Annotated in this window: 11 protein-coding genes; 9 read left to right on the forward strand and 2 right to left on the reverse strand. The window is 28.9% G+C overall.

The features are described 5' to 3' along the window. The first annotated feature begins 314 nt into the window (after positions 1 to 314). Positions 315 to 1,262, forward strand: coding sequence for an alpha/beta fold hydrolase (locus L1S46_RS03775; RefSeq protein WP_238899248.1), 948 nt, complete (start codon positions 315 to 317; stop codon positions 1,260 to 1,262). Between the two features lie 175 nt (positions 1,263 to 1,437). Continuing rightward, the gene (msrA, locus tag L1S46_RS03780; RefSeq protein WP_238858570.1) at positions 1,438 to 1,911 is read left to right on the forward strand and encodes a peptide-methionine (S)-S-oxide reductase MsrA; all 474 of its coding nucleotides are present in this window, start codon (positions 1,438 to 1,440) and stop codon (positions 1,909 to 1,911) included. Between the two features lie 66 nt (positions 1,912 to 1,977). Here the strand turns inward: msrA and L1S46_RS03785 are convergent, their stop codons facing one another. Beyond that, positions 1,978 to 2,838 carry an AraC family transcriptional regulator gene (locus L1S46_RS03785; protein ID WP_238858569.1) on the reverse strand — a complete coding sequence of 287 codons (861 nt, stop codon included), beginning with the start codon at positions 2,836 to 2,838 and terminating at the stop codon, positions 1,978 to 1,980. A gap of 319 nt (positions 2,839 to 3,157) precedes the next feature. On the opposite strand from L1S46_RS03785, the gene L1S46_RS03790 reads away from it, so the two are divergent. From L1S46_RS03790 to thiI, 6 genes are all read left to right on the forward strand, one after another. Next, a complete protein-coding gene (locus L1S46_RS03790) occupies positions 3,158 to 4,627 on the forward strand; it encodes a UDP-N-acetylmuramoyl-L-alanyl-D-glutamate--2,6-diaminopimelate ligase (protein ID WP_238899249.1) in 1,470 nt (489 codons plus the stop codon). A gap of 46 nt (positions 4,628 to 4,673) precedes the next feature. Then, complete coding sequence (locus L1S46_RS03795; RefSeq protein WP_238899250.1) at positions 4,674 to 5,894, forward strand: dicarboxylate/amino acid:cation symporter; 1,221 nt, start codon at positions 4,674 to 4,676, stop codon at positions 5,892 to 5,894. A 443-nt stretch (positions 5,895 to 6,337) separates the two neighbouring features. Beyond that, positions 6,338 to 7,162 (forward strand): RelA/SpoT domain-containing protein, encoded by an 825-nt coding sequence (locus L1S46_RS03800; protein ID WP_011968644.1) that lies wholly within the window; start codon positions 6,338 to 6,340, stop codon positions 7,160 to 7,162. 50 nt (positions 7,163 to 7,212) lie between these two features. Beyond that, a complete protein-coding gene (locus L1S46_RS03805; RefSeq protein ID WP_275298955.1) occupies positions 7,213 to 8,103 on the forward strand; it encodes an NAD(P)-dependent oxidoreductase in 891 nt (296 codons plus the stop codon). A 228-nt stretch (positions 8,104 to 8,331) separates the two neighbouring features. Beyond that, positions 8,332 to 9,480: a cysteine desulfurase family protein gene (locus tag L1S46_RS03810; RefSeq protein ID WP_171788664.1), complete on the forward strand. Its 1,149-nt coding sequence runs from the start codon at positions 8,332 to 8,334 to the stop codon at positions 9,478 to 9,480. Then, positions 9,480 to 10,637, forward strand: coding sequence for a tRNA uracil 4-sulfurtransferase ThiI (thiI, locus tag L1S46_RS03815; protein WP_077830146.1), 1,158 nt, complete (start codon positions 9,480 to 9,482; stop codon positions 10,635 to 10,637). Before L1S46_RS03810 ends, thiI begins: the two co-directional genes overlap by 1 nt. 66 nt (positions 10,638 to 10,703) lie before the next feature. Here thiI and L1S46_RS03820 read toward each other — a convergent pair whose 3' ends face one another. Then, positions 10,704 to 11,453, reverse strand: a complete 750-nt coding sequence (locus tag L1S46_RS03820) for a YoaK family protein (protein ID WP_238899252.1) — start codon at positions 11,451 to 11,453, stop codon at positions 10,704 to 10,706. 270 nt (positions 11,454 to 11,723) lie between these two features. On the opposite strand from L1S46_RS03820, the gene hisZ reads away from it, so the two are divergent. After that, positions 11,724 to 12,869: an ATP phosphoribosyltransferase regulatory subunit gene (hisZ, locus tag L1S46_RS03825; RefSeq protein ID WP_236895132.1), complete on the forward strand. Its 1,146-nt coding sequence runs from the start codon at positions 11,724 to 11,726 to the stop codon at positions 12,867 to 12,869.

A 12,869-nucleotide genomic window follows, 5' to 3' on the forward strand; every position in this document is an offset into this window, starting at 1 on the left:
ATCATGGCTTTCGTATATATAGATATTGAAGTTAGTGCTTTTTGTAAAGCGATTATAAGTTTAAAGGATTATTTATTCGCAATTATTTATTTATATGATAAGGCAGTATATGAGAATTTATAATAAAAATTTATTATATTAAATTAGGAAATTTAAAATGCCTGAAAGAATCTTAAATGAGCTTTTGGGTATTTTGTTTTGTAAGAAACATAAAGCAAGACATTGGAGTTTTATAGATTTCTTTCATAAGTATTTTAAATTTCTATAAATAAGGGAAACATATAAAAAATAAGCTTTTTAATAAAGAGGAATTTATGAATAAATTATCTTATGAAAATGAAGTAAAAGATTATTCTAAAAAATTTAAGGATTTTAAGATAAAATCTATGCAAGACAATATAAATCTAGGTATAACGCTTTATGTACCTAAGGGCGAAATAAAGGGAATATTTCAAATTAGTCATGGTATGATGGAGCATAGAAAACGCTATATACAGTTCATGGATTATTTAGGCAGCAATGGCTATATTTCTATAGTCCATGATCACATAGGTCATGGTGAAAGTGTCATTACTAAAGATGATTATGGGTATTTTTATAACAACGGAACCACAAATCTCGTAGAGGATTTACATCAGATAACATTATATATGAAGCAAAGGTACAAGAAATATCCTTACTTTTTATTTGGATTTAGTATGGGATCATTAATTGCAAGAGCGTACTTAAAAAAATATGATTATGAGTTAGATGGTCTTATACTTTGTGGTTCACCAGTAAAGAACAAAGTCATCCCGTATATTAAAAAATTGTGTAAAATTATAGAAAAGATAAAGGGAGATCATTATAGGTCAATTTTTATACATAAAATACTTCGAGGAATAGGCGATAATGTTATAACGACGTCAGAAATAGAAAGAGATAAGTTTACGAATGATGAAGGCTGTGGATTTATTTTCACAATAAATGGCTTTGAAAATCTATGTAACTTAATAAAAATTGATTATAGCAAAAAAGACTGGATAAAAAGAAACTTAAATCTCCCAATTCTATCTATTGCAGGGGAAGAGGATATAGTTATTATAAGTGAAAAAAGATTTAATGAATTAACAAGGTTTATGAAAAGAATAGGATATGAGAAAGTCTTTACTAAAATGTATTCAGATAAATATCATGATCTTTTACACGAAGTAAATAAATTGCAGGTATATAAGGATATTTTAAATTGGATGGATAGAGTTAATAGTGAAAAGAAAACTTGATTTTATAAGGCACACTATTTCAATAGGTAAAATTATTGAAATGATAAATCTACATTCATTATTATGCTAAGCCAATGGCGCAATTAAGATAAAAATTTAGAAACTCAATTATAATATATATAATTGCAAAGTACTATTATTTGGGTTTATAATGCTGTTAAAGGATGTGTTAAATATGAAAAAAATAGTTTTTGGCGGAGGCTGCTTCTGGGGTGTAGAGAAATTCTTTTCTATGATACCAGGAGTATTAGAAACAGAAGTAGGATATGCAAATGGAAAAACAGAAAATCCAACATATGAAGAAGTTTGCAAAAATGATACAGACTTTGTTGAGGTATGCTACATAACATACGATGAAAAAAAAGTTTCGCTTGATAAATTATTAGATAAGTTTTGGAGTATCATCGATCCTACGACATTAAATAAACAAGCTGGAGATGTTGGTACTCAATATAGAAGTGGAATTTATTATATTGATGAATCTGATGCTGATACAATTAATAGAAGTAAAGCAAGTATTCAAGAAAAATGCGATGTTCAAGTTGTAACTGAGGTAAAACCGTTAAAGAAATACTACACAGCAGAAGAATATCACCAAGATTATTTAGAAAAAAATCCTACTGGTTATTGCCATATTAAATTTAATTAATATCAATGAGTTAGCATATTTATACTGGTAACTTATTAAAAACTATCTTAAGAATAGAAAACTATTTTAAGATAGTTTTTTTGTTTTTGGGGAAAACTCACTTGGAGATTTTTTAAACAGGTTTTTAAATGAACGTAGAAAACATGTATAATCATTAAATCCACATTGTAAATAAACTTTCGTAATTTGCTCACCACTAATTATAAGGTCCTTTGCCATTAGTAATCTCTTTTGATTTACATAGTTATGAAGAGTATATCCAGTCTCTTTTTTAAACTTATGCATAAGATAATATTTACTAATATAAAACTTTTGAGATAAAGTTTCTGTAGAAAGATTTTCAGATAAATTATTATTTATATATTTCAAGATTTTTTCAATTTGCTTATCATATTTGAGAGATCCTTCATCATTTATATACATGTTGTTAAGATGAACTCTATTTAAGTATACAAGCAATTGAATAAATAATGAATTGCTCAAAAGTTTACTACCAAAATCTTTTGAATTAAATGAAGTCATTAGTGAATCTATTATAAACTTAATGTTATCTTGCAATTTACTATTAAGTCTAATAAGATTGAAACTTTTTTCATTCGCTAGTCTAAAACAAGTAGATAAATCACAATTTTCATAGTTATGGTTTTCTATAAAATCAGAATTCGCCCAAATAATAATTCTTTCATAAATTTCAGAAGAATCAATAATAGGTTTATGAACATCATGATTATTTACAAGTAGAATATCCCATGGTTTTAAGTTGTATGCTTTTCCTTCAATTAAATAAGTTACTTTTCCAGATAAAAAAATTATTATTTTATTAAAGTCGTGATAATGGAACTCAAATTCTTGATTTTTTTTATCTTTTAAATGAAATAATTGAAAATCATTGTTTAAGTAGCCTGATTTATTACTATTTTTATTCATAGTTGAAAACTCCCTTGAAATAACTTTAATTACAAATGTATTAATTAAAAATATAAGATATAAATATATATTCAATTAACTCTAAGATGTGTATATATAAATTTTAGTTTTATATATGTAGCAATAATGAACTTACATTTAAAATTCCAGTAAGCTAAGTGCACAATTATAATAATAATGTAAAAATTCAATTGCAACATATATATTAAAATCATAAAGCACTTTTTGCAGTATATCAAGCAATATATGCACTATTTAATGCGAAAATGTTGTATATAATGAAGATATAAGAAGTTAAGTAATTCTTGGAGGAATAAAAATGAAGTTATACAATTTATTAAAAGATTTAGATTACGAAATAATTAGCGGCAGTGTTGATATAGATGCTAGGAGTGTTAGTTATGATTCTAGAAAAGTGAAAGGAGATTCAGTGTTTATCTGCATAAAGGGGGCTAATGCAGATGGTCACGACTATATAGATGAAGCAGTAAAAAGTGGCGCTTTAGCAATAGTGATACAGGAAGAAATTAAAATAGATAATGAAAATATAACAGTAATAAAAGTAAGAAATACTAAGTTAGCTTTAGCAAGTATAGCTAACGTGTTTTATAATGAACCTTCTAAAGAAATTAATTTGGTTGGAGTAACAGGTACCAACGGAAAGACTACAGTTATACATTATATAAAAGACATATTAGAGTCATATAAAAAAAGAACAGCTATAATAGGAACTTTGGGATATGAATTTAATAAAGAAAAAGCAAGCATACAAAAGGTTAATCCTACAACACCTGAATCATTAGAATTACAAGGATTATTTAGAGAATTTATTAGTAAAGGTGCTGAAAATATTATAATGGAAGTTACTTCGTCTGCATTAGCAAAACAGAGAGTTGAGCATTGTGATTTTAAAGTTGGAGTATTTACAAATCTATCTCAAGATCATCTTGAAGAACATGGAACAATGGAGAATTATAAGAATGAAAAGATAAAATTGTTTAAAAAATGTGAGCTAGGAGTTATAAATCTAGATGATGGAATAGCAGAAGAAATTATACAAAAGGCTAGTTGTAAGATTTTAACTTATGGAATAAATAAAGAGGCTGATATTAGAGCAACTGAGATTAGATACAGAAATGATTGTATAATATTCAAAATCAAATTTAGGGACATAAAATGGCGCTGGTGGTGTATTACAAATGTAAAAGTAAATATTACTGGAAAAATAACTGTATATAATGTTTTGGCTGCTATAGGAGCTTGTATAGGTCTTGGCATGGATATGGGTGACATTATAAGCTGTTTATCTAATCTAAAACATGTTCCGGGAAGACTAGAAATGATAAAAAATAATTTAAATAAAAATATAATAGTTGATTACGCACACACTCCGGATGCGCTAGAAAGACTATTGATGATGGCAAGAGAGACGACTAAAGGCAAACTTATTACTGTATTTGGTTGTGGTGGAGATAGAGATAAGAGTAAGAGAAAAGTAATGGGAATGGCAGCAGGAATTTTATCAGATTATTGCATAATAACATCAGATAATCCAAGAACAGAAGATCCGATAAAAATAATTGAAGACATTGAAGAAGGAATGGAAGTCATAAATTCAACTTATGAGAAAATCGTTGATAGAAAGAAAGCTATTGAAAAAGGATTAAAACTTTTAAAAGACGATGATTTATTAATAATAGCAGGAAAAGGACATGAAGATTATCAGATAATAGGTAAGGATAAAATATATTTTGATGATAGGGAAGTTGTTAGGAAAGCTCTTGGATAGTGCTAATATTTATAATTTAAGCATCAAAATTTAGGGGGCGAGAAAATTGAGATTTTTAAAGAACTATAAATCGTCATTGATTCTAGTGTTATCGATATTATTAGGCGGGGCGATAGGTATTATAATGGGAGATAAAGCTAAAATATTTGCTCCACTAGGAAATTTATTTTTGAATTTAATATTTACAATGTTAGTTCCTATAGTATTCTTTAGTATTGCTTCTGCGATAGCTAATATGGATAAATCAAAAAGGCTCGGAAGAATATTTATAATAACATTGATTACATTTGGAATTACTGCAATTATTTCAGGCATAATAGGAGTAATTAGTTTCAAAATGTTTAATCCAGCAGTTGGGTTGGACCCATCAATGTTTAATAATCTAATGACCACTAATAGTATAGATACACCTAAAAGTGTAGGAGTTTTAGAAAAGATTGTTTCGAGTATAAGTGTAGGGGATTTTTCTGAACTTTTATCCAGAAATAATTTGTTAGCACTAATATTATTTTCTATATTAATAGGTTTTGGAACTATGATTTCTAAGGAACAAGGCAAGGCTTTTGCGTCATTTTTAAGCAGTGGAGCTACAGTGACAATGAAAGTTGTAAATATAATTATGTATTATGCACCAATTGGACTTGGAGCTTATTTTGCAAATGTAATTGGACAATTAGGAGGACAAATATTAAGTGGGTATGCAAAAATATTTATACTATACTTGGTTGTCTCCATAATATACTTCTTTGTATTCTTCAGTATATATGCTTATATAGCAAGTAGAAAAGAAGGCGTGAAATTGTTTTGGAAAAATGCAGCAGAACCTTCAATAACTGCATTAGCAACATGCTCTAGTGCTGCCTGCATACCAGTAAATATAAAAGCAGCTAAAAATATGGGGGTATCAGATACCTTGGCTAATATAATAATGCCTCTTGGAGTTAACATTCATAAGGATGGTTCAGTGATTGGAGGAATATATAAAATAATGTTCTTGTTTGCTATATTTGGCAGAGACATGAATACTATTAGTTCCTTATTTCCTATATTAGGAGCAGGGCTTCTCATTGGTGCAGTAGTTGGGGCGGTGCCAGGAGGTGGGGCGATTGGTGAAATGCTCATTTTAAGTATATTTGGATTTCCACAGGAAGCATTAGCTATAATGCTTGTAATAGCTACAATAATTGATGCGCCAGCGACATTATTAAATTCATCAGGAAATACTGTCTGTACAATGATAATATCAAAATTTATAGACAAGAAATAGAACTGGAAAATTTGCTAAGAATTAAATTAGAAGCTGGATAGCATATTCTTTACAAGTATTTTGCATACAAAAATTTGGGCTATAATAAACAATTTACATTTATATACCTTGAAAAGGACTATTTCATAGAAATTTAATCTAAACTATTAGTTATTATAAACCATATAATTTTAATAAAAAACTTCAATCTTATTTTGGTTGAAGTTTTTTGAAATAATTTTTAATTAAGGCATATGAAAGAAAATAACAAGGTCAAAATGCTATGATTATTTTTCATCAGGCAAGAAAGTAGAGTGGGCTCATAGCAAGCTAGTAGGCAATCTGCTGATGCAGTATGATGGAAAATAGATGTGGCAGATGGATTTGTTATTTTTTGATTATGCCTAATGTAGTATAATCTATATAGTATCGAAATTAATGGAATTTATAGAGGAGTATGCAGAATGAAAAAAAGTTTTAACATAGATATATTTTTGGAAAAATATCCTCAGGCTAAAGAAATAATTTCTAAAAATAATATTAATATTGAAAATCTTAAGGAAATCTACGAAGACTACATAAATTATAAAACTTCTTATGAAAGCCAGGCTGCATTTATAGCAAACATTTTACGATCGCAGAGAATGGTGCATTCTGTTAAATCAAGGATTAAAGATCCTGAGAGATTAATAGAAAAAGTTATAAGAAAGACAGAAGATAGAAAAAATAAATACGGAGATGATTTTGAATTTACAGTAAATAATTATAGAAATGAAATAAATGATTTAATAGGAATTAGAGTTATACATATATTTAAAGACCAATGGCAGGGGATACATGATTTTATAATAAAAACTTGGAATGTAACTGAGATTACTGCAAATGTAAGAGAAGGAGATAATATAGATGTTTTTGATGATCCTATTATAGAAGTAAGGTCAAAAGCCTCTGGATATCGATCAGTTCATTATTTAGTTGAATTTTATCCAATCAATGAAAAGGTAATAGCGGAGATACAGGTTAGAACAATTTTTGAGGAAGGATATGGGGAAATAGATCATAGGTTAAGATATTCCCATAATGAAATTCCGGAAATACTTAAGTCCAACTTAATGCTCTTTAATAGAATTGTAGGAAGTGCTGACGAAATGGCATCATTAATAAACAATTTAAGTAAAGAGTGGGGAGATAAAGAAGTTTATTATAAAACAATAATAAAAGATCAGGAAGCAGAAATTAATAGATTAAAAAGTAAAATGACATGGATTGACGTAGAAAAAGATTCTTAATACTAATTTTAAGAAGTTAAATATGAGGATACAAAATATTATAACTAAAAATGGAGGAGTTTGAAGTGAAGACAATTGGATTTATAGGTGTAGGTGTAATGGGAAAATCTATGGTTAGAAACCTAATGAAGAAAGGATATGAGGTATCTATTTATACAAGGACAAAAGAAAAAGTTCTTGATGTTATAAATGAAGGTGCTAAATGGTGCGACGATGTTAAAAGTTGTGCAAATAATAGAGATGTCATAATAACAATTGTAGGATATCCTAAAGATGTAGAAGAAGTTTATTTTGGGGAAAATGGCATTTTAGAGAATGCTAAAAAAGAGTCTTGTATAATTGACATGACTACTACAAGTCCGAAGCTTTCTATAAAAATTTATAATGAGGCTAAAAAGAGAGAAATATATGCTTTGGATGCGCCAGTATCAGGAGGAGATGTAGGTGCAAAGAATGCTACATTATCTATAATGGTTGGTGGAGATTTAGAAGTTTTTGAAAAACACAAAGATGCTTTATCTGCACTTGGAACCAATATAATTTATGAAGGAAAAGCTGGGAATGGACAGCATACTAAAATGGCAAATCAGATAGCTTTAGCTGGTGCGATAGCTGGAGTGTGCGAAGCAATTACGTATGCAAAAGGAGCAGGATTAGATGTTCAGACAATGCTTGATAGTATAAGTGAAGGTGCAGCGGGAAGTTGGCAAATGAAAAATATGGCTCCTCGTATGTTAAAAGGAGATTTTGACCCTGGTTTTTATATAAAACATTTTATTAAGGATATGAATTTAGCAATAGAAGAGTCTACGGATAATTCCATAAATTTAGGCGTATTAAATGAAGTGCTAAAAATGTATAAAACATTAGATAACGATAATTTGGGTGATCTAGGAACTCAAGGTCTTATTAAATATTACGAAAAGTATAGCAAAAATTAATACTAAGAAATTATCCCTTATTAATTTTCTCTCTCTATCAGAAGCAGTAAGTAAGAAATTCTTATTTACTGCTTCATTTTATATATTTAAAAAAATACTATGCAGGGATTATTTTTTTGTTATAATAAAACATGTATATTACATAGTAAGTTTATAAGATAATAAGGGAAGAATATATTTTATAATTGATCTTTAGACGTCTATAAACTTGAAAGGAAGAAGACTTATATGGAAGTTTATTTTGATAATAGTTCAACAACAAAGCCGCTTGATGAGGTAATAGATGAAGTGAGTTTTGGTATGAAGGAATTTTACGGAAATCCGTCTTCCTTACATAATTTAGGGTTGAAAAGTGAAAGAAAACTTAAAGAATGCAGAGGTATATTAGCTAAAACTATAAACGCAAGTGAAAATGAAATACATTTTACTTCGGGTGGAAGTGAAGGAAATAATTTAGTTCTAAAGGGGCTTTTGAAAAGCGGAACTCATCTTATTACAACTCCTTTTGAACATGCTTCTATTTTGAATACTATAAAGAAATTAGAAGAAAATAATATTAAAGTAACATTTTTAGAGATAAATGAAGATGGTAAGATTAACTTGGAACAGCTAAAAAAAGCTATAACTAAGGAAACTGTATTGGTTTCAATAATGCATGTAAATAATGAAGTTGGAGTAATCCAAGATCTAAAAGAAATAGGAGACATAATAAGAGCAAGTAGCAATAGAACTAAATTTCATGTTGATGCAGTTCAAAGCTATGGTAAATTACCTATAGACGTAAAGAAAATGAATATAGATTTTCTAACAGTGAGTGCTCATAAATTTCATGGACCTAAAGGTGTAGGATTTATATATATAAAAAATACTAGTTCTTTATCACCGTTGATAGAAGGTGGATCTCAAGAGTTTGGAATAAGAGCGGGTACACAAAATATACCCGGAATTATGGGAATGGCTTTAGCTTCTAAGATTTCAAATGATAATATGAAAGAAAATTACGGAAAGGTATTTCAGATAAAGAAAAAATTCGTTGATAAATTAAGTAATATCGATAATATAAAGATAAATAGTCTATTAAATAATGATTTTTCACCTTATATATTGAATGTTTCTTTTAGAGGTGTAAGAGGCGAAGTATTGCTTCATTATTTAGAGGAATCAGGAATATATGTGTCTACAGGATCAGCGTGTTCTTCTAAGGAAAGAGAGAGAATTGGTGGTAGTTATGTGTTAAAATCTTTAGGATTAACTAAGGATGAAATATCAGGAGGAATTAGATTTTCTTTTTCGGATGATAATGATGAATCAGAGATAGATTATGTAGTAGACATTTTAGAAAAAGGACTTAAATTTTTAAGGAGGATAAAAAAATAATGAGAGAACTTATTTTAGTAAAGTACGCACCAGAAATATTTTTAAAGGGGTTAAACAGAGGTAAATTTGAAAGAAAATTAAGAGATAATATAGCTAAAAAACTTGATGGGATAAAAGCTGAATTTATACACGATAGTGGAAGATATTTTATAAAAACTGATGAAATAGAAGAAAGTATTAATAGGATCAGTAAAGTTTTTGGGATACTTGAAGTATGTTTAGTTAGAGAAGTTGACATAGATTTTAATAGTATACAAGAGGTTGCGTTAGAAAAGGTTAGACAATCAGAAGGAAATACTTTTAAGATTATTACAAATAGAGCTAATAAAAAATTTGAATTGAATTCTATGGAAGTTTCAAGGAAAGTAGGAGCATATGTTCTTACTAATTTAGATGGAGAAATAAATGTTGATGTTAAAAATCCAGATATTTTAATAAATATTGAAATAAGAAATAATTATGCTTATGTTTGGGCAAATACTGATATAACAAAGGGCGCAGCAGGTCTTCCGTATGGAATGAATGGTAGTACAATGTTAATGTTATCTGGTGGTATTGATTCCCCAGTGGCAGGATACATGATGGCTAAAAGAGGTGTTGAAGTAAGTTGTGTTTATTATCACAGCCACCCATATACATCAGAAAGAGCAAAGGATAAAGTTAAAGATTTAGCGAAAATATTAGCTCAATATACAGAAAAAATTAATTTGTACATAGTTCCTTTTACAGATATTCAAATGGAAATTATAAATAAATGTAGAGAAGATGAACTTACAATAATAATGAGAAGATTTATGATGAGGATAGCATGTAAACTTGCAGATAAGTATGGAATAAATTCAGTAAGTACGGGAGAAAGTATAGGCCAAGTTGCAAGTCAGACTATGGATGGTCTTATTGTAAGTGATAATTGTGCTGATAGACCAGCATTTAGGCCGTTAATTGCAATGGATAAAACAGATATAATGGAAATAGCAAGAAAAATAGGAACCTATGAGACTTCAATTTTGCCTTATGAAGACTGTTGTACAATATTTGTTCCAAAGCATCCGAAGACAAATCCAAAACTTGATGCAATAATGAAAGAAGAAGAAAAATTAAATGTGGATGAATTAGTACAAAAATCAATTGAAAATATTGAAGTTGCAACATTTTAGAAAAATACCTCAGGTTTATTTTACCTGAGGTATTTTTTTATATAATTTAAATATTTTAATGACATTCTAAGTTTCACTTGTTATTTGTTCTTTGCTGTTATGATCAAAAATATATTTATCAAAGCTAAATAAGCCTACTGAAATAATTAATATTACTACGGCGAACCAAATTGATTTGCCACCAACGTGTAAAGTTAAGATTCCGCCTAAATAAGCTCCAACAATAAAGAAAAAGATTATAACTAAGTAGCGAATACTTTTGAAAGCAAGTTTTTTGTCTTTTTCTATAAATGCTTTATAGGCAGCTTGAGATGCGGAACGCAAATTACCTGTGCACATAGCTGTACTATATGGAGAGTCAATCAGTTTTCCAAAAGATGCGATTTGAACTGATGACACAAATGAAATTGGAACTGTTACAAATATGTTAGGGACCGTAGTTGGTATAAATCCTATAATAAAAAGCACAATAATTTCAATAATCAAAATTATACGTTCCGCATTTGTAGCAAAAGTCATTGATGGAACTTTAATATCTTTTATCCTTTCGGTAAATATCACCCCAAGCACGAATGCTAAAATAGGCAGTAAAGCTGTAATTGCTTGGCCAGGATTTCTCTTCGTAAGAGCTATTCCAAGTAAAACAAGGTTACCAGTCTGAGCATTAGCAAAAACTTCACCTCTGCAGACAAAGGTGTAAGCATCTAAGAAACCTCCAACAATTGCAAGGAGAATACCAAGGCGTACTGATTCAGAAGTTTTGGTATGGATGTGCATTTTTTTTATTGCGTTTATGTGTATATCTTTAGTAATCAATGTAAAAAGTCTCCTTTCAATATATTTCCAGTATTAAAAATACTTTTACAAATAAACTATTATATTATAACACTAATTTCTATATAGTTAAAATTAAGGATATAAGAATATTTAACATATAACTTATAAATAATTATATAAAGGTTTTTGAAATGATTGACATGGTAGAAAAAATAAGTTATCATAAATTAAATGATAATTTAGCACGCTAAACTGATAAAACGATAAAATGATATAGAGATTAAGCAATAAGAATAGGTGGGGTGGAAAATGAATAAGAAGAACATACTTCCAGAAGGAACAAGGGATTTAGTATTAGATGAATGTGCAGTAAAACGTATTTTAGAAAAAGACATTGATAAACTTTTTGAAAAATGGGGATATAAAGAAGTTATAACACCGACGCTGGAGTTTTATGAAACTTTCAACTATAATTCACAAACTCTAAGAGAAGAAGATATGTACAAGTTCTTCGATAATAGGGGGCGTATATTAATTTTGAGGCCAGATATGACAATTCCAATAGCAAGAGTTGTAGAAACTAAGCTCAAAGATGTAGAATTACCGATAAAGCTTAGGTATACCTCGAATGTTTTTAGAGTGCATGCGAGTCTTGGGGGAAAGAGGAATGAATATACAGATTGCGGTGTTGAATTTATAGGACTTGAAGATGAAAAATCTGATTTAGAAATATTAGTATTGGCATTAGAAGCTTTGAAGAAATTAGGATTAAATGATTTTAAGCTTGAAATAGGAAATATCGGTTTTTTTAATGGGGCATTTAAAAATTTAGAAATAGAGCAGGAATATAAAGAGGCTATTGCGCAGTTTATAGAGGATAAAAACATGAAAAGTTTGGAGGATTATTTAGAGGATTTAGATATAAAGGAAGAGTATAAGGCATTTTTTAATAAGTTGCCTTGGATGTTTGGGGATAAACAGATTTTGGAAGAGGCTAAAAAGTTAGCATTTAATGAAGAGTTAAGAAAAAATCTTGATTATCTGGAGGCATTATACCAGGAACTAGATTTGTTGGGCTATGGTAAAAATGTGACATTTGATTTAGGAATGGTTCCGAGACTGAATTATTACACAGGAATTATTTTTAGAGGTTATGGTGAAGGTGTTGGCAATACGTTACTGAGAGGTGGGCGATATGATAATTTAATTGAGCTTTCAGAAAAATGTGTTCCAGCAGTAGGATTTTCGATAGATATTGATGCTGTGATTCCAACTGTAAAGTTCAATAAAATAGCAAGTGAAAAGGAAAATATATATAAGATATACTATAATAAAAATACTAGAATTGAAGCTATTAAAAAAAGTGAAGAGCTTAGGAATCAAGGGTATATCGTTGATTTATTACCAAATGAAGATATGAAAGAAATAAAAGTAGTTAAGGGTGGGGAATATTAA

It is taken from the genome of Clostridium sp. YIM B02500, assembly GCF_022324665.1.
Lineage (GTDB): Bacteria > Bacillota > Clostridia > Clostridiales > Clostridiaceae > Clostridium > Clostridium beijerinckii.

What these genes read in the sequence shown, in the direction of transcription:
- L1S46_RS03785 (WP_238858569.1), bottom strand. Translation starts at nt 2,838, where the DNA reads ATGAATAAAAATAGTAATAAATCAGGCTACTTAAACAATGATTTTCAA.
- L1S46_RS03810 (WP_171788664.1), top strand. Translation starts at nt 8,332, where the DNA reads ATGGAAGTTTATTTTGATAATAGTTCAACAACAAAGCCGCTTGATGAG.
- L1S46_RS03775 (WP_238899248.1), top strand. Translation starts at nt 315, where the DNA reads ATGAATAAATTATCTTATGAAAATGAAGTAAAAGATTATTCTAAAAAA.
- hisZ (WP_236895132.1), top strand. Translation starts at nt 11,724, where the DNA reads ATGAATAAGAAGAACATACTTCCAGAAGGAACAAGGGATTTAGTATTA.
- msrA (WP_238858570.1), top strand. Translation starts at nt 1,438, where the DNA reads ATGAAAAAAATAGTTTTTGGCGGAGGCTGCTTCTGGGGTGTAGAGAAA.
- L1S46_RS03790 (WP_238899249.1), top strand. Translation starts at nt 3,158, where the DNA reads ATGAAGTTATACAATTTATTAAAAGATTTAGATTACGAAATAATTAGC.
- L1S46_RS03800 (WP_011968644.1), top strand. Translation starts at nt 6,338, where the DNA reads ATGAAAAAAAGTTTTAACATAGATATATTTTTGGAAAAATATCCTCAG.
- thiI (WP_077830146.1), top strand. Translation starts at nt 9,480, where the DNA reads ATGAGAGAACTTATTTTAGTAAAGTACGCACCAGAAATATTTTTAAAG.
- L1S46_RS03805 (WP_275298955.1), top strand. Translation starts at nt 7,213, where the DNA reads ATGGAGGAGTTTGAAGTGAAGACAATTGGATTTATAGGTGTAGGTGTA.